The 16,377-nt window shown below is 41.2% G+C and carries 12 protein-coding genes and 1 pseudogene; 8 read left to right on the top strand and 5 right to left on the bottom strand.

What is annotated here, in order from left to right; all coding sequences use genetic code 11:
- Positions 1 to 158: 158 nt before the first annotated feature.
- Entirely contained in the window at positions 159 to 1,772 is a 1,614-nt protein-coding gene (locus tag RMY31_RS09035) for an AAA-like domain-containing protein (RefSeq protein ID WP_322659489.1), read from the top strand.
- A gap of 130 nt (positions 1,773 to 1,902) precedes the next feature.
- The gene (locus tag RMY31_RS09030) at positions 1,903 to 5,685 is read left to right on the top strand and encodes an AAA-like domain-containing protein (RefSeq protein WP_409877806.1); all 3,783 of its coding nucleotides are present in this window, start codon (positions 1,903 to 1,905) and stop codon (positions 5,683 to 5,685) included.
- Between the two features lie 542 nt (positions 5,686 to 6,227).
- Here the strand turns inward: RMY31_RS09030 and RMY31_RS09025 are convergent.
- The 3 genes from RMY31_RS09025 to RMY31_RS09015 form a co-directional block, all read right to left on the bottom strand.
- Complete coding sequence (locus RMY31_RS09025; RefSeq protein WP_322663167.1) at positions 6,228 to 6,815, bottom strand: Uma2 family endonuclease; 588 nt, start codon at positions 6,813 to 6,815, stop codon at positions 6,228 to 6,230.
- A gap of 21 nt (positions 6,816 to 6,836) precedes the next feature.
- Entirely contained in the window at positions 6,837 to 7,067 is a 231-nt protein-coding gene (locus RMY31_RS09020) for a hypothetical protein (protein WP_409877805.1), read from the bottom strand.
- A gap of 213 nt (positions 7,068 to 7,280) precedes the next feature.
- Positions 7,281 to 7,655: a hypothetical protein gene (locus RMY31_RS09015; protein WP_322663171.1), complete on the bottom strand. Its 375-nt coding sequence runs from the start codon at positions 7,653 to 7,655 to the stop codon at positions 7,281 to 7,283.
- Positions 7,656 to 8,636: 981 nt separating this feature from the next.
- Between RMY31_RS09015 and RMY31_RS09010 the strand changes: the two genes are divergently transcribed.
- From RMY31_RS09010 to RMY31_RS09000, 3 genes and pseudogenes are all read left to right on the top strand, one after another.
- Positions 8,637 to 9,797 carry an extracellular solute-binding protein gene (locus RMY31_RS09010; protein ID WP_322663260.1) on the top strand — a complete coding sequence of 387 codons (1,161 nt, stop codon included), beginning with the start codon at positions 8,637 to 8,639 and terminating at the stop codon, positions 9,795 to 9,797.
- A gap of 177 nt (positions 9,798 to 9,974) precedes the next feature.
- A pseudogene (locus tag RMY31_RS09005) lies at positions 9,975 to 10,184 on the top strand (ATP-binding domain-containing protein); the annotation flags it as partial.
- Positions 10,185 to 10,793: 609 nt separating this feature from the next.
- Positions 10,794 to 11,387, top strand: coding sequence for an HPP family protein (locus tag RMY31_RS09000; protein ID WP_322663173.1), 594 nt, complete (start codon positions 10,794 to 10,796; stop codon positions 11,385 to 11,387).
- Between the two features lie 51 nt (positions 11,388 to 11,438).
- Here the strand turns inward: RMY31_RS09000 and RMY31_RS08995 are convergent, their stop codons facing one another.
- The gene (locus tag RMY31_RS08995) at positions 11,439 to 11,972 is read right to left on the bottom strand and encodes a hypothetical protein (protein WP_322663175.1); all 534 of its coding nucleotides are present in this window, start codon (positions 11,970 to 11,972) and stop codon (positions 11,439 to 11,441) included.
- A gap of 79 nt (positions 11,973 to 12,051) precedes the next feature.
- Positions 12,052 to 13,530 carry an amidohydrolase family protein gene (locus tag RMY31_RS08990; RefSeq protein WP_322663177.1) on the bottom strand — a complete coding sequence of 493 codons (1,479 nt, stop codon included), beginning with the start codon at positions 13,528 to 13,530 and terminating at the stop codon, positions 12,052 to 12,054.
- 184 nt (positions 13,531 to 13,714) lie between these two features.
- Between RMY31_RS08990 and RMY31_RS08985 the strand changes: the two genes are divergently transcribed.
- The 3 genes from RMY31_RS08985 to RMY31_RS08975 all read left to right on the top strand — a co-directional run bounded on the left by RMY31_RS08985 (position 13,715) and on the right by RMY31_RS08975 (position 16,371).
- Positions 13,715 to 14,509 (top strand): aspartyl/asparaginyl beta-hydroxylase domain-containing protein, encoded by a 795-nt coding sequence (locus RMY31_RS08985; protein WP_322663178.1) that lies wholly within the window; start codon positions 13,715 to 13,717, stop codon positions 14,507 to 14,509.
- Between the two features lie 439 nt (positions 14,510 to 14,948).
- Positions 14,949 to 15,956 carry a zinc-binding dehydrogenase gene (locus tag RMY31_RS08980; protein ID WP_322663180.1) on the top strand — a complete coding sequence of 336 codons (1,008 nt, stop codon included), beginning with the start codon at positions 14,949 to 14,951 and terminating at the stop codon, positions 15,954 to 15,956.
- Positions 15,957 to 15,966: 10 nt separating this feature from the next.
- Positions 15,967 to 16,371 carry a nuclear transport factor 2 family protein gene (locus RMY31_RS08975; RefSeq protein ID WP_322663182.1) on the top strand — a complete coding sequence of 135 codons (405 nt, stop codon included), beginning with the start codon at positions 15,967 to 15,969 and terminating at the stop codon, positions 16,369 to 16,371.
- Positions 16,372 to 16,377 lie beyond the last annotated feature (6 nt).

Here is a 16,377-nt window from a genome sequence, read left to right as displayed (position 1 = left end):
TAAGCCAAAAAGTCCTGGAACGATATATTTACATTCATAATGAAGTCAAAATTATTTATTTGTCTGATAAAAGTAGTGGTTTAACAGTAATTTACCAGATATTTACTGTAGTAAACTACGTCTAGGTAATAAGCCTGCGTTTAATAGTTGATATCGTTGTGAAAAAAATCCTAATTTTGTCAGCTAATCCTACGAATACAAACCAGTTGCGCTTGAATGAGGAAGTAAGAGAAATTCAGGCTGGGTTGGAACGTTCTAAAAGCAGAGACGAGTTTGAAATTATCGCTAAATTGGCAGTACGTACTGATGATTTGCGTCGGGCACTTTTAGATCGCGAACCTCAGATTGTCCATTTTTGCGGACATGGTGCAGGGGATGAAGGTTTAGCCTTGGAAGATAATGCAGGGCAAATGCAGCTGGTAAACACAGAATCGCTGGCAAGATTATTTAAGTTATTTAAGGACAAGATTGAGTGTGTTCTATTGAACGCTTGCTATAGCGAAGTACAGGCTGAGGCAATTTACCAACATATTAACTGTGTAATTGGGATGAATCAGGCGCTGGGAGATAGGGCAGCTATTAAGTTTGCCGTTGGTTTTTATGACGCACTCGGAGCTGGTAGATCCTATGAAGATGCATACGAGTTTGGCTGTAGTGCCATTGACATAGAAAGCATTCCAGAATATTCGACACCAGTTTTGAAAATTAGGAATGCAGTTGAGGATAGGCAAAGAATACAAGCTGTACCAGTATTCTTAGAGAATCCAGAAGGACAAGTACCTCTAGATTCTCAATTCTATGTTGAGCGTCCGCCGATTGAAGCAGACTGTTATGAGACTATTCTCCAACCTGGTGCCTTAATTCGGATTAAAGCTCCTCGGCAGATGGGCAAAACCTCGTTAATGTCGCGGATTCTTAGCCATGCTAGTCAAAAAGGCTATCAAACTGCATCTTTGAATTTTCAGTTAGCAGATGCAGAATTTCTTGACAGCTTGGAGCAGTTTTTGCAGTGGTTTTGCGCCAGTATCACTAATGAATTGAATCTACCAGATAAGCTAGGTGATTATTGGAAGGGCGTTCTGGGTAGCAATAACAAGTGTACAAATTACTTTCAGCGATATTTGTTACCAACGATTAACGCCCCTATTGTGTTGGGTTTAGATGAAGTGGATGAGGTCTTTAAGCATATCCAACTTGCTCAACAATTTTTTGGACTTTTGCGAGCTTGGCATGAGAGGTCGAAAAATGAGGCAGTCTGGAAAAATCTTCGGTTGTTAATTGTACATTCTAAAGAAGTTTACATTCCACTTAACATCAATCAGTCACCTTTTAATGTGGGTTTACCAATTGAATTACCAGACTTGAATCAAATACAGGTGCTTGATTTGGTAAAGCGTCACGGAATTAATTGGTCTGATTCACAAGTGCAGGAGTTGAGAAAGTTAGTGGATGGCCATCCTTATTTAGTGCGGGTGGCGCTTTATGAAATTGCTCGTGGTAGAATAACGCTCCCGAAACTACAGCAAATCGCTGCAACTGAGGAAGGCCCTTACAGCGATCATCTGCGCCGCCATTGGCTAAATTTGCAAACAGACGCAGAATTACTGGATGCAATCAAACAAGTGGTGACAGCAGATTGTGCTGTAGATGTGGGAGCAGAAGAAGCTTTTAAACTCCGCAGTATGGGGTTAGTGAAGTTTCAGGGTAATGATGTGATACCTTTGTGTGATTTATACAGACAATATTTTTGCGATCGCCTGGGAATTAATTAGAAGGCAGGAGGCAGAAGTACAGACGCGATTAATCGCGTCTGTACAAGAGGTTTGAGAGGTTTTTGCGTAAGTCCTATTCGTAATTGTTTGGTCAGCAATCTTAAGCCATATCATTCACAGCAAACAGTCTATGACGCAGTATCAGTATCAAGTCGGGGGTAGTCTCCCCCAAGATGCGCCAACTTATGTTAAAAGGCAAGCTGACTATGATTTTTATGAAAGCTTGAAAGCTGGGGAGTTCTGTTATGTTCTCAACTCCCGGCAGATGGGCAAATCTAGCTTGCGGGTGCAGGTGATGCAGCAGTTGCAAACAGAGGGATTTGCCTGCGCTGCTATTGATATTACGGCAATTGGGACGGCAGATATTACCCCAGAACAATGGTATGCGGGGGTAATTGATACGCTGGTTGGTAGTTTTAATATTTACGATGAGTTTGATTTAGATACTTGGTGGACTGATAACGGTTTGCTGTCACCAGTGCAGCGGTTGAGCAAGTTTATTGAAACGGTTTTACTTATAAAAATTACTGAAAAGATTGTTATTTTTATTGACGAAATTGATAGTATTCTCAGCCTTTCCTTTAACTTGGATGACTTTTTTGCAGTCATCCGGGATTGCTACAACCGACGCGCTGACCATCCTGATTATGACCGTCTCACCTTTGCTTTGATTGGGGTATCTACGCCTTCAGATTTGATTCAAGACAAACGCCGCACACCTTTTAATATTGGACAGGCAATTGATTTAACTGGCTTTCAACTCCAAGAGGCGCAACCCTTGGCACAAGGATTGGCAGAGGTGGGTGATTCTCAAGAATTGATGCGGGTGGTGCTGGACTGGACGGGGGGACAACCGTTTTTGACACAAAAAGTCTGTAAATTGCTGGTGCAGGGAGGACTGGAGACTAGGGACTGGGGACTAGCGGCTGGGGATTGGGTAGAAGAGTTGGTAAGAAAGCGGATTATTGAGAATTGGGAAGCGCAGGACGAGCCGGAGCATTTGAAGACGATTCGTGACAGAATCATGCGGAGTGGGGAACAGCGGACTGGGCGATTGTTGGGGTTGTGTCAGCAGATTTCGCAGCAGGGAGAGATAGCATCTGATGATAGTCCTGAACAAACGGAACTGCGGTTGACGGGGTTGGTGGTAAAGCGGGATGGGAAGCTGCGAATTTATAACCGGATTTACGCAGAGGTATTTAAGCAGGAGTGGGCTGAAAAAATTCTGGCAAAATTGCGTCCTTACTCCGGTGCATTGAACGCTTGGGTTGAATCTGAACGTCAAGATGAGTCGCGCTTGTTGCGGGGAAAGACTTTGCAGGATGCTCAAGAATGGGCAGTCGGTAAAAGTTTAAGTGACTTAGACTATCAATTTTTAGCTGCTAGCCAAGAGTTGGAAAAGCGCGATGTGCAGAAAAGGCTGGAGGCAGAGGAACAGGCAAAACAAGTTTTAGCAGAGGCGAACCACAAAGCTAATCAACGGATTCGTATTGGTTCTTTGGTGTTAGGACTGACTGTGCTGGGGGCAATAGCATCATTAATATTGGCTCAATATCAATTGGGACAAGCACGAACAGCAAGGGCAGAAACAGATAATGCCCAAACCGAATTACAAAAAGCAAAAACAGAAACCGCAACAACCAAGCAAGATAATCAGCGGATATCGGCAGACAATGAAAAAATATCACGCGACAATCAAAGGATATCGGAACAAGCAGCACAGGCAAAACGGAATCTTAGTAACGCAACTTCAAAACTGAATGCTGCAAATATCCAAGTGAATCAGGCACAGCGAAACCTGAAACTAGCCCAAAACAAAGTGGCAGCAGCTAGCGCGAAGGCTAGTCAAGCTGAAGTACAGGCAAACCAAGCAATTCAACAACGCCAAGAAGCACAACAGCAGCGTGAAAAAGCTGTTGCAGATTTAAATCGGGCAAGGCAAGAACAAAAGCAAGCACAAATTGCTCTGAATGCGGCAGTTAATGCCAGAAAAGTTGCTTTAACGGCTACGCGATTGGAACAAGACGGAACCAATGCATTGCGATTGTTTGATTCAAACGAAATAGATGCTCTGTTATTAGCAATGGAGACGGCAGGAACATTGAAAAGTCTAGTTAAGGATAAACAATCTTTAGCAGACTATCCAGCATACAGTCCTTTGTTTAGTTTACAAAAAATTTTATCTAATATTCGTGAACAAAATCGCTTGGAAGGACATAGCGATCTGGTCAGCAGCGTTGTGTTCAGTCCCGATAGCCAAACTTTAGCTTCCGCAAGTAGAGACAATATCATCAAATTGTGGAATCGAGAGACGGGCAAAGAAATTACCACTCTAACTGGCCATAGCAATTGGGTCAACAGCGTTATCTTCAGCCCAGATGGTAAAACTTTAGCTTCTGCAAGTTCTGATAACACTATCAAATTGTGGAATCAACAGACAGGCAAAGAAATTACTACCCTGACTGGACATAACAATTCGGTCAACAGCGTCGCCTTCAGCCCCGATGGCAAAACTTTAGCTTCCGCCAGTTTTGACAACACCATCAAATTGTGGAATCGAGAGACGGGCAAAGAAATTACCACTCTGACTGGGCATAACAGTTTGGTCAACAGCGTTGCCTTCAGCCCCGATGGCAAAACTTTAGCTTCTGCTAGTACTGATAACACCATCAAATTATGGAATCGAGATACAGGCAAGAAAATTAACACCCTGACTGGGCATAGCGCTGAGGTCTACAGCATCGCTTTCAGCCCAGATGGCAAAACTTTAGCTTCCGCTAGTGCTGATGGCACCATCAAATTGTGGAATCAACAGACAGGCAAAGAAATTACAACTCTGACTGGGCATAGTAGTTCGGTCATCAGCGTCGTGTTCAGACCAGATGGCAAAACTTTAGCTTCTGCTAGTGATGACAAGACTATCAAATTGTGGGATCAAGAGACAAGCAAAGAAATTACCACTCTTACTGGGCATAGCGATTGGGTCAGAAGAATCATATTCAGCTCAGACGGCAAAACTTTAGCTTCTGCTAGTGCTGACAAAACCATCAAATTATGGAATCAGGACACAGGCAAAGAAATTACCACTCTGACTGGGCATCGCAGTTTGGTCAACAGCGTTGCCTTCAGCCTAGATGGCAAAACTTTAGCTTCTGCTAGTACTGACAACACCATCAAATTGTGGAATCAACAGACAGGCAAAGAAATTACTACCCTGACTGGGCATAACAATTCGGTCAACAGCATTGCCTTTAGCCTGGATGGCAAAATCTTAGCTTCTGCTAGTACTGACAATACCATCAAATTGTGGAATCAACAGACAGGCAAAGAAATTACTACCCTGACTGGACATAGCGATTCGGTCATCAGCGTCATGTTCAGCCCCGATGGCAAAACTTTAGCTTCCGCCAGTTGGGACAAGACTATCAAATTGTGGAATCGGGACACGGGTAAAGAAATTACCACTATGCTCAGCCAGAGTGGTTCGTTCACAAGCGTCGTGTTCAGCCCCGATGGCAAAACCTTAGCTTCTAGCAGTGCTGATGGCACCATCAAACTGTGGAATCGGGACACGGGCAAAGAAATTACCACTCTGACTGGGCATAGCGATTCGGTCAACAGCGTCGCCTTCAGCCCCGATGGCAAAACTTTAGCTTCTGCCAGTTCTGACAAGACTATCAAACTGTGGAATCGGGACACGGGCAAAGAAATTACCACTCTGACTGGACATAACAATTGGGTCAACAGCGTCGCCTTCAGCCCAGATGGCAAAACTTTAGCTTCCGCTAGTGATGACAAAACCATCAAATTGTGGAATCTGAATCTTGATGATTTATTAACGCAGGGTTGCAGGTGGCTTAAGGGTTATTTAGCTAGCCATCCTGATGCGGTTAAGGTGTGTCCAAGGCAGTAATACTAATTCGTAATTCGTAATTCGTAATTCGTAATTAAGAAAGTCAGATTTAGCTGGGGTTTCAGGGTTTGAATCTGTTGTCGAATTTTAAAGAATTGGTATGAAATGAGGGGGATGAGGGAGTTATGGCGAGTTAATATTCAAAAAGAGCGATCGCCTGGTAAATTAAAGATGCGATCCAAGCTCTGATCTCGGCGTTTCGAGTTCTGAACACAAATAGTTGAGTAAAAAGCTTGAAGTTTCGAGTTCCGAACACGAATGGTCGAGTAAAAAGCTTAAAGTTCCGAGTTCCGAACACAAATAATCAAGTTTCAAGCACGAAGTTTGGAGTTCTGAACACGAATGGTCGAGTAAAAAGGTCAAAGTTCCGAGTTCTGATGTTGAGTTTTGCTACTCCAAAGATATTTGTTACTACTTTCTTTAGTTGCAAATGCGTAGGCGTAGCCCCTTGTAGACATCGCCTGCCGCAAAACTAAGCTTAAATGTAAAGTGAAAGGCGATCGCTTGCCAAAGAAAAGACGCGATCGCAGTTCTGCATATTTCTAAGCATCTACAATCGTGGGGAAAATCCGACTCAAGTCTAATAAGATATCTTCAAATCTAGGAATCGCCACTGACTGATGAGGCAAAGATATCTGCTTGCTGAGATAATTGAATTCACCTCGAGCATTTTGATACGGTTGGCTGTAACGCTCAAGTTGGCGAACATTTAAGTTGACAATCCAATAATCAGAAATTCCGGCTTCTGCGTAGATTTCTAACTTTGTTGTTTGGTCGTAATCTAAAGTTGAGTCCGAAATTTCAACCACTAAAAAAATATCTTCAGGATAGGGATGATGGGCGAGATAATCTTCATCTTTGCCGCGTGCGATCGCCACATCTGGTTCAGGTTCACTTTGATTTGGCAAGGTAATCGGATCTTGTCCACGAATCACGGCGCGATCGCCCAGCAATCGATCCAATTGGCGGCATAAAATAGATCCGCAGACTGTATGAGGTGTGCCTTTGGCTACCATCTGAATTAGTTCTCCGCGAATCAATTCAATGCGATCGCCCTCCTGTAGAAATCCCAGTTCAATCAGCCGATGATATTCGTCAATGGTGAATCGCTTTGGTGTGACAACATTCATGGGACATCACTGATTCAACTGTTATGTACTTTTCAGATTATCATCTGTACCCATTCGCTCTTGCCCATTCAATCCAGGCTTGAGCCATTTGCTTGAGCCTACCACGCTGTTCGGGTTTGACAGGATTTGCTCTTGTAATAGCGCATAATTATCTGAATTTGTGCAAAAATATGCGCTTTGATTAAATGTAGAGTGCCAGGCGATCGCTTGATAACGAAAGTTCCCAAGTTGAAAAGGCGATCGCTCTGCCATGAGAAAATGCTTAGGCGTAGCCCGTCGTAGACATCGCCTGTGGTAATCCTGAGATTAATTCAACTGCTTGCACATGCAGTGGGTGTAAGGTTATGCAACATTTTCCCTTACACCCGACATCCACATACCCTTACATCCTTTTTTCGGTCAAAAACAAAACTACCGGACTCAGCAAGCTTCCGGTAAATCTTAGGAATATTAACTATGGACTAATTAGTGAATTCTCTCTCTAAGTAATTGTTCTTCTAAAGCAGCAATGCGATTATATGCTGCTGTTAATTGAGCTGTAAGTCGTTGTATCTGAATTTCTGGCGTTAAATTATTATCTCCACCTTGACGATTCATATCTGGATAAATGCCATCTATTAATACATCCTTATGTTCTAATTCCGCATAAGAACTCATATGTCCTTTGAACTGGTAGCGACCACCATCGCTATTTTCCAGATAATTATCCTTTGCTTGTGAATTTGCTATGGAACACTCTGAAAAAGCTTGAGCAACTTTACCGTCAAGCTCCTCAATCACTTGATAGAGGGCATCCAGTTTCTGGCTCAAAGTCAAAATCTGATTTTGTAATGGCTCCATTTAATACCCTCATCCGCATATTTTCTCTATGTTATTCAATTTACTAGCTATGTTAACCATACTTATGAATTATTTAATTTTTCAAAAAATTTGTTGGATTGCGATACTTAAGTAATTACTTATAAACAAAACTCAATATTTTTACTAAGTATTACTCAACCTTATCATTGATAAAAATTAAGATATTAGCAGTTATTTTCAGAAAAACATATAAATTGAGTATTTAATTTTGATTTTTTCGGAATTAACAGCTAAATATGACTCAACAAGCACTTACAGGCACAAAATACGTTATCAATAAAAGAAACTAAAAGTCTAGCTATGAGCAAACTCTGACAATTAACCTAACTGGCTAGCGATGAATCAGTAGTTCAAAATTAAAAATTAAAAATAAAATCTATTTTTAATCCTTAAAATTTAATTAAGAAAGCTTTGTCGCTCAATTCCATTAAAATGCTAAAAACAAGGTCGTTAACAGTAAATAAGACATAATTACTGGATTTTATAGTTGCTTTTACAGGGAGATAAACACCATAAATCTAAAGAAATTCTAAATAATTTACGACCAAGACTAGTAGAATAATTTCTACCCTTGTGTAGTTGTCACCTTCGTATATGGAAATATTTCTAAACCCCAGTAGGCTGACAATATTATTTCTTGATTGGATTCATCAGCGATAGTTGGACAAAAATTTCTTAGTTAACCAATGGCAACAGCCCAAAAGCAGAAAATATGATTACTATAGGATTTCTATTTGACTGCTGAAAAAAATTCCGTATATTTAAATCAAATAGGACTGCTATATCTGCCTAAAGTTGTATAAAAGCATATTTGGGAAAATTTGCAGGTTTACAGGGTAAATAGGGAAAATATTAAATCTCACACTTTTTTCAGTGCCTCAACCCTAGGTATTCCTCTGCTTATATATGTATAGTCTAAAATCCACAATTTCAAATCCAAAATCAATGGATCGACAATCAATGGATCGACGGTCTTTTTTGCTAGGTACAGGTGGACTGGCACTTTCACAATTGCTGGTCGGGTGTGGTGGTAACAACCAGGCGAAACTAAACGTGCAGTTACTGAAAGGTTCTATTCCAGGTCAGGTAGTTAATCAATTTCAGCAAAGTTTGCAACAAAAGGTGCGGTTAAAGTTTGCCCCTATCGAGCAGATACGAGAATTATTTCAGCAATTGCAAGTTTGGCAGAAAAAACCGCAAGCCGACAATAAGCAGATGTGGACTCGCTTCATACCATTTGGGCAATCTCATACAACCGCAGTAGCTGACCTCGTGACATTGGGGGATTACTGGCTCAAAGCGGCAATTGAGCAAAAACTAATTCAACCATTGGAAGAAGCAGAGGTCAAACAGTTAAAGCAATGGTCTAATTTGGATGAAAGGTGGCAGAAACTGGTAACGCGCAACGAGCAAGGCAACTTGGATACTCAGGGAAAAATTTGGGCTGCTCCTTACCGTTGGGGTAGTACGGTGATTGTTTACAATCGTGACAAGTTCCAAAAATTGGGATGGAAGCCGCAGGATTGGAGTGATTTGTGGCGAGATGGATTGCGCGATCGCATTTCCTTACTAGATCAACCCAGAGAAATAATTGGTTTAATCTTAAAGAAACTAGGAAAATCATACAATACAGAGAATCTGGACACAATCCCAGAACTTGAGGGGGAACTACGAGCATTAAACCAACAGGTAAAGTTTTATAGTTCCAATACCTACCTCGAACCTTTAATTATTGGAGACACTTGGCTAGCAGTTGGTTGGTCAAGCGATGTAGTGCCGCTTCTAGGGCGTTATCCGCAACTTACTGCTGTTATTCCTCAGTCAGGAACAGCAATCTGGGCAGATTTATGGGTACGCCCCACGGGTGTTGCCAAGGGTGCTTTATCATCCCAATGGATTGATTTTTGTTGGCAACCAAGCATCGCTAAGCAAATTTCTCTGCTGACCAAAAGTAATTCGCCAATTTCTAAAGATATTGTCGCTGCCGATATCCAGCAACCCTTACGTAATATCTTACTGAGTAATCGTGAAGTTTTCGCCAAAAGTGAATTTTTGCTTCCCTTAACTCCATCAACAGCAAAACAGTACGAATCTTTATTCGCCAAAATCAAAAAAGCATGAAGGTTTGAGCATAAACTGTAGGTTCGTTCATTTTGAGGGAGAAAAGGGAATAAATGTCATGAGGGGAAAAGAATAGGGCGATTTTAAAAACCTAATGGCACGCTTTTGCACCATTTCCCAGTAGTCTGGAGAACATCTTCAGAAAATGGGTGCGCTGATGATTGGTGAGCTTTTAGATTGGCGTTTGGCATCTCTTTCCATAAAGCGCAGGGCTGCGAGTTTCCTGTGGTGATACTGCCTTTGTATATGCAGCACTACGTTATGTTGTCACGGAATTTGTTTTATACGGGCTTAACCCGTGCAAGGAAACTAGCAATTGTCATTGGTTTCAAGAAAGCAATATCTCTAGCTGTGCGTTCAACGGATGATAATCAGCGATATAAGTAAGTCGGTGAAAATAAACCTAGCTATGTAACAGAATGTAAAATCGATATAACCTTTGCGATTGCTTCATTTCACTGCGTTCCATTCGCAATGACATAGCGTGAATTATTTCAGCCGTTCTACTTACACACTTAAGGCAAAGGCTGTTGCAACCGATTTGATAAGCTAGCTCACAAAGTACCAGTTTCGATATTAGGTTGAGCAGTTCAGGAAAGCATTTAAAGAAACTTCAGGATGCTGACAATTCATTACTAAGCAAATTTATAAGTATATTTTATAAGTAATATTACTTATTTGTATCATTTTTATATTCCTTTGCTCAGGTTATAACGATACTTTAGAACTTATATGTCATGAATCCATGACATTTGTAGCAACCAAGTTTTTTAATCAATGAACCTAAATTTTTTTCTAATAAAAATGCTGATTTAGCGATTAAACGTTTTGTTCATCAAGTGCCGATCTTAGCTGATAGCTTTGATTAAAAATTCCGTCTATTGACAGACTTGAGAAATTTTTTTAACTAATTGATCCATGAAGATTAGCTAAGGCAATAAATACACTCGATCTTCTGGTGTTGAGGACTGTTGGTTGTAGTTGCTCTGGAGAATTATGAAAGGTTATTCACCTAAAGGGTGGTTTTATTCAAGCTATCTAGCCAAGTTAAATTATCAAAATGTTCAGGAGAAATGGAAAAACTACTGCTTTAAAATACGTGGAACTAGACGTTCATCTTGTTTAGATAGACCTCACCACAGACATATCTTTTGGAGTTGGTGCGGCAGTTTTATTGGAATAGCAGCAACGGCTTACCTCTCTGTAAAAACTAATTCTCCTTTACTAATGGCTCCCTTTGGCGCTACTAGCGTATTGATCTTTGGTATACCTGACAGTCCTTTAGCCCAACCTCGGAACGTAATTGGTGGTAATCTTGTGGCGGCATTAGTTAGTCTGATAATTCTACATCTTTTCGGTTCAGAACCCTGGGCAATGGGAATAGCAGTAGCTACAGCCATTGGTATGATGCAACTGACTGCAACTTTACACCCTCCTTCAGGAGCAGTTGCATTAGTTGTGATGATGACCAAAGCATCCTGGCAATTTCTTTTAACTCCTGCCTTAGAAGGTTCAATAATTTTAGTACTGTGTGCTGTGGTATTCAACAATCTGGCACACGAGAGAACGTACCCCAAGTATTGGTTCTAACTGTTGGTATTGCCACACTACTGAAGCTCAAAAAGGCTTACTATACTAATGCTACACTTTCTTTAGCCCTAACCTATTCTGAGCGTTTATTCGGATATTACATAATGCTGGGTCTATCTGAAAGTTACAAGTGTAGGTTGCTAACAGTTCCTGTTGATAATTGAAAATCCGAACGTTATAACCGTCCTTACGTGCTAAGCTACCCAAGCGATTCACAAAGCTGTAGCGTTCTAGATAGCTTAGTAAACTCCAGATTTGCTGATTTACTACTAGGTCTACTCGCCTAGCTTCTTTCTCAGAAAGTGGATATGCTATCCAATTATCCAACAGCTTGTTCTCTGAGTTTTCTTGTGCCCACCATAAACTGGGAACGGTCAATCCTTTTGGGTCAATAGTGTTAGCTGTAATCACAGCACCCTTTGGTTTGGTTAATAAGTCTAGTTCCAAAGGAGCATTTGAAGGCCGAGGTATCGAGGAAGTTTCTGCTAGTGAGGGTGGAATTGGTAACAGCGAAATTGTCACTAGGCTAATAGTTAAGAGTAGTGGTTGTAATGTTTTGCGACCAAGTAGTTTGTGTTGAAGCATAATTTTAGGACTGGGAACTAGGGACTAGAGACTGGGAACTGGGAAGAATTTCTCCCCCTTCTCCCCTCCTTCCCCTGCCTCAACTGATAAATTTCCTTTTTAAATAACGTCCAGTGGGTGAACCCAAAACCTTTCCGTTGTTATAAATAGGATTTCCGCGTAAAAATGTACTCTTCACCCGTCCCGTTAACTCTACTCCTTCAAAGGGTGTATAACCTTGTTGTGACTCCGACTCAGCAGCACGCACCATAAAGGTTTCATTGGGGTCTACTAACGCCAAGTCAGCATCATAGCCAATGGCAATGTCACCTTTTTCTAACAAACCAAAGCGCCGGGATGGGTTCCAAGATAGTAACTTAGCCATGTGGTTGTAAGACATTCCCCGCTTACTACCTTCACTAAATACACCAGAAAGTAAATATTCTGTACCGCCAAAACCAGACTTTGCTAACCAAATATTATTCGGGTCTTTAGCACTTCTTTTTTGTTCGGCAGAACAGCAAGCATGGTCGCTGACTATCCAATCTACTTGATGGTTGAGTACTGCTTGCCATAAGTATTCCACATTGGCACGGGGACGAATAGGGGGATTTACTTTTGCCCAAGTACCATTGGGAGTATCGACATCTAATAGTAAATGTCCAGCAGTAACTTCTCGCCGAAAATTGATATGGGGAAAAGCAGTTTGCATAGTCAAAGCTGCTTCCATTGCTTTACGCGAACTCAGGTGCAATAAATTGATATTTGCACAATTAGTCTCATGCGCTAAATAAGAAGCAATGCAAATTGCTAAACCTTCGGAATGCGGAGGACGCGCTGCACTATAGGCCTGCAGTCCGCTAAGACTAGAATCATTTTCTACTATTTTGGTATAGGCATTGAGAATTTCTGCAACTTCGCAGTGCAAACTCAAGCTGATAGTATCTCGCGCTTCTGGATGTTCGTTTATCAAGCGAGTTAGACCGCGCATTATAAATTCAAAATGGGCGAAGTCGTAGCGTTCGTCTTTATTAATCATCAAAAAGAGGTTTTGCTGGTCTGACAAACCATGCAACCCATAACCGCCATAAAACATGAAGATTTTAAACGAAGATACACCGTGTTCCTCGAACAGTAGAGGGATTTCGTCGATATGCTGACTCGCAATAGGTGCGACGTGATAGCCATAATCGACAAAAAAATTACCTGCCGATAAGGCTAATACTTCTGGGAAAAAGTCTTTATAGGAGCCGCCTTTATTAAGATAATACTGTCCTGTACGGATGTAATTTAGGCTGGTAGTCACACCTCCCATTGCGGCTGCTTTGGTTTCAGTCACAGCATCTTTGTCAAGGGGTTGATAGATACCGACGTGCATATGGGCATCCACGACCCCAGGAAAGCCCAGCAAGTTTTTGCCATCAAATATCTCTTTAGCTGTGTCTGGGCTAATATTAGGAGCAATATCAGTAAATTTTCCATCCTTAATTCCTAAATCTAGCAGTTCGATCGCATCCTGATGGGGACGAACTACCCGCACATTTTTGATAATTCGATCTAATACGGGAGCTTCAGACACAGTAGACCTCACACTAAAATGAGTACATAACCCAAAGTTTTAATGCCAGAACGCTGGGCATGGTGTTTTAGCTGGTGATGAATATCTTAATTTAGTTAGGAATTTCAACATCGTACCGGAACACAGACCAGATGCGATCGCTATGTAACTATTTTTTATTCAATCATTTTCGGGAGAAAAAATAATGGAAAGTTTTAACGAGTATCATCTCAACCCAGAGCAATTTTCTTTTCTTGAAAGCTTTCAAGATAATTGGCAAGTAATTCGAGATGAATTTACAAGCTTTATCAAGCAGGCATCTGATGAGGAGTTAAAATTCACTTACGATGTTTTGGGGCCTAAAAGTAAAACGATTAAAACTAAGGGTAATGCGAAATATAGTGCTTTTGGTATCTTATTTCAAGGTCTATTTATTGAAGAATATATTAAATTGCATCAAATAGAGTATCCCGATTGTCGGTCAGAGGATGCATTACAAAAAGCACTTGCATTAAGAGAAAAATATTTTCCAAATTTGGCTAAAGTCATAGAAAAAGTAAACTTTCATGATAATGGCATCGTCAGAAATGTGTATTTTGGTACATTCCATCCAGGCTTAGATATCAAACTGCATGTGAACTATAACCCTCATATGAATCGTGGCTATCTAGGATTAATTGTGCCAGAGGGAGATATAGCTATGAAAATATGCCACGAACAGCTTTATTGGTATGAAGGAAAATTTATGGTTTTAGATCATAGTTATCCACACTGTCCCCATAATTATACCAATTATGACAGAACTGTTTTAGTCGTAGACTTTTTTAAACCGGATCAATCTAGAGAGGAAGTAATACGATTTGAAAAAGAGCAAGTCACACAACGGATGCAAGATAATCCTTACAGCTTAGGTGTTTTTGGTAAAAGCGATAAAGCTAAAGAAGAAGATTTTATCAAGTATGGTTTAGCTCATCAATTAGAGTGGGATAAAGCTTTATAAACCTAAGAGAATGTCTGAGAAGTGACTAGCAGTCGCGGCTACATAATCAAAACCCTTGACGCTCGATGACTCGCTAACGCTACGCTAACGGTTCGCCAGTTGCCTGATGCCACTTTCTGCCCTGCGGGAAGGCGTTCCGCCTACAACGGGGAGCCACTGTGGTCTTGGGGAAACCCCAAGTGGATCAAGTGGCGTGGGAACCCCCGCACAGAAGTGGCTCTGGAGGGAAACCCTCCGACGCTCGTTCGCGTAGCGTCTCCCCTTGGGAGAAGACTCGCGCTTCGCTACGCTATGGCAACTTCTCTTTGCAGCACTGGACTCACCGCCTACGCGGATTGAAAATAATGATATAACGCAAAGAAATTTTTATAAATGATTGAGGATTGCTACATACGTTAAAACTAATAAATCAAGAATAAGGTAAAACTAAAGTTTGGAAATGAACGCAGAAACATACAGAAAGTTAATAGCAAAGCAACTCAAGCAAGATTTTAGATCTGCTGTTGAAGTTGTCGAAGTTCCTATTGCCAAACCTGCTGCAAGCCAAGTTTTAATTAAAAATAAATTTGCTGGCATTAATGGTGGATTTGATACTTTACTTTGTCGTGGTGATGTTCCCTATGTAAACTTAATTTCTCCCTTTGATTTGGGTGTGGAAGCAGTGGGAGAGATTGTTGCTATGGGTGAAGATGTGAAAGATGTTCAAATTGGTGATGCTGTCATTACTACAGCGCGTGGTGGTGGTTATCGAGAATATCAAGTTATTGATGCCAACTCAGTGGTGAAGGTGCGCCAAGCAACACCAGAATTGCTCACACTAATGCCTACAGGTGTATCCGCTTTGGTTGCATTGGAACAAGTAGGGGAAATGAAAACTAATGAAGTGGTTTTAGTGACAGCTGCCGCTGGGGGAACTGGTCATATTGCGGTGCAATTGGCAAAGTTAGCAGGGAATCATGTCATTGGTACTTGCAGTTCTGAGGCGAAGGCAAAGTTACTCAGGGAATTAGGATGCGATCGCATTATCAACTATCGTACAGAAAACCTCAATCAAATCCTCAAGGAAGAATATCCCAATGGCATTGATTTGATTTTTGACTGTGTGGGGAAACAGGTTTTTGATACCTGCGTGGAAAACTTAGCGGTGCGGGGACGGTTAGTGGTGGTTGGTTTTATTTCTGAATATGCAAAAACCCCAGAACAAATTAGCCAACCCCGCATTTATCACCAGCTATTTTGGAAAGCTGCTTCCGTTCGCGGCTTTCTTATGCCTCATTATAAAGAACACATGGCACAAGCACGCGATCGCTTGATTCACCTCTTCTACTCTGGCAAACTCAAAGTTGTTATCGATCCAACTCAATTTAACGGTGTAGAATCTATTCCTGATGCTGTCGAATATCTGCTGAGTGGTAAAAATTGCGGCAAAGTAGTTGTTAGATTGTAAAGGAATGAAGATGACAGAGAATTCCGAAAATAGTTTAAAAGTTGCTCGGCAGGGTTTTGAGCATTTCACCCAAGGTTTAGCAACAGGTGAATGGCAAGCATTTCTGGATGTGCTTACAGAAGATTTTACCTTTTGGTTCCCAACAGGAAAATTCCAAGGTTTGAATGTGGGAAAAGAGCGAGCTAGAGAATTTTTTCAATACGTTTCTGCATCTTTTCCGGGTGGAATTATCCTGACTTTAGACCGCTTTACTAGCAATGAGACAACGGTTGTTTTTGAATTTCATGATGAGGGAGTTTTATTCGGACTGCCTTACAAAAATCGAGTAGCGGTTTCCTTTGATGTGTGTGGAAACAAAATTTGTGGCTATCGAGAATACTTTGGTAGCGATGGAAAGTCGTCTTTAGATAACTGATGACTG

The organism is Dendronalium sp. ChiSLP03b, from assembly GCF_034531165.2.
Classification (GTDB): Bacteria; Cyanobacteriota; Cyanobacteriia; order Cyanobacteriales; family Nostocaceae; genus Dendronalium; species Dendronalium minutum.
Note: the sequence above shows the minus strand (reverse complement) of the source record. Positions and strands in the feature narration are given on the sequence as shown.

What these genes read in the sequence shown, in the direction of transcription:
- RMY31_RS09030 (WP_409877806.1), top strand. Translation starts at nt 1,903, where the DNA reads ATGACGCAGTATCAGTATCAAGTCGGGGGTAGTCTCCCCCAAGATGCG.
- RMY31_RS09025 (WP_322663167.1), bottom strand. Translation starts at nt 6,815, where the DNA reads ATGAATGTTGTCACACCAAAGCGATTCACCATTGACGAATATCATCGG.
- RMY31_RS09020 (WP_409877805.1), bottom strand. Translation starts at nt 7,067, where the DNA reads ATGGCAGAGCGATCGCCTTTTCAACTTGGGAACTTTCGTTATCAAGCG.
- RMY31_RS09015 (WP_322663171.1), bottom strand. Translation starts at nt 7,655, where the DNA reads ATGGAGCCATTACAAAATCAGATTTTGACTTTGAGCCAGAAACTGGAT.
- RMY31_RS09010 (WP_322663260.1), top strand. Translation starts at nt 8,637, where the DNA reads ATGGATCGACGGTCTTTTTTGCTAGGTACAGGTGGACTGGCACTTTCA.
- RMY31_RS09000 (WP_322663173.1), top strand. Translation starts at nt 10,794, where the DNA reads ATGAAAGGTTATTCACCTAAAGGGTGGTTTTATTCAAGCTATCTAGCC.
- RMY31_RS08995 (WP_322663175.1), bottom strand. Translation starts at nt 11,972, where the DNA reads ATGCTTCAACACAAACTACTTGGTCGCAAAACATTACAACCACTACTC.
- RMY31_RS08985 (WP_322663178.1), top strand. Translation starts at nt 13,715, where the DNA reads ATGGAAAGTTTTAACGAGTATCATCTCAACCCAGAGCAATTTTCTTTT.
- RMY31_RS08980 (WP_322663180.1), top strand. Translation starts at nt 14,949, where the DNA reads ATGAACGCAGAAACATACAGAAAGTTAATAGCAAAGCAACTCAAGCAA.
- RMY31_RS08975 (WP_322663182.1), top strand. Translation starts at nt 15,967, where the DNA reads ATGACAGAGAATTCCGAAAATAGTTTAAAAGTTGCTCGGCAGGGTTTT.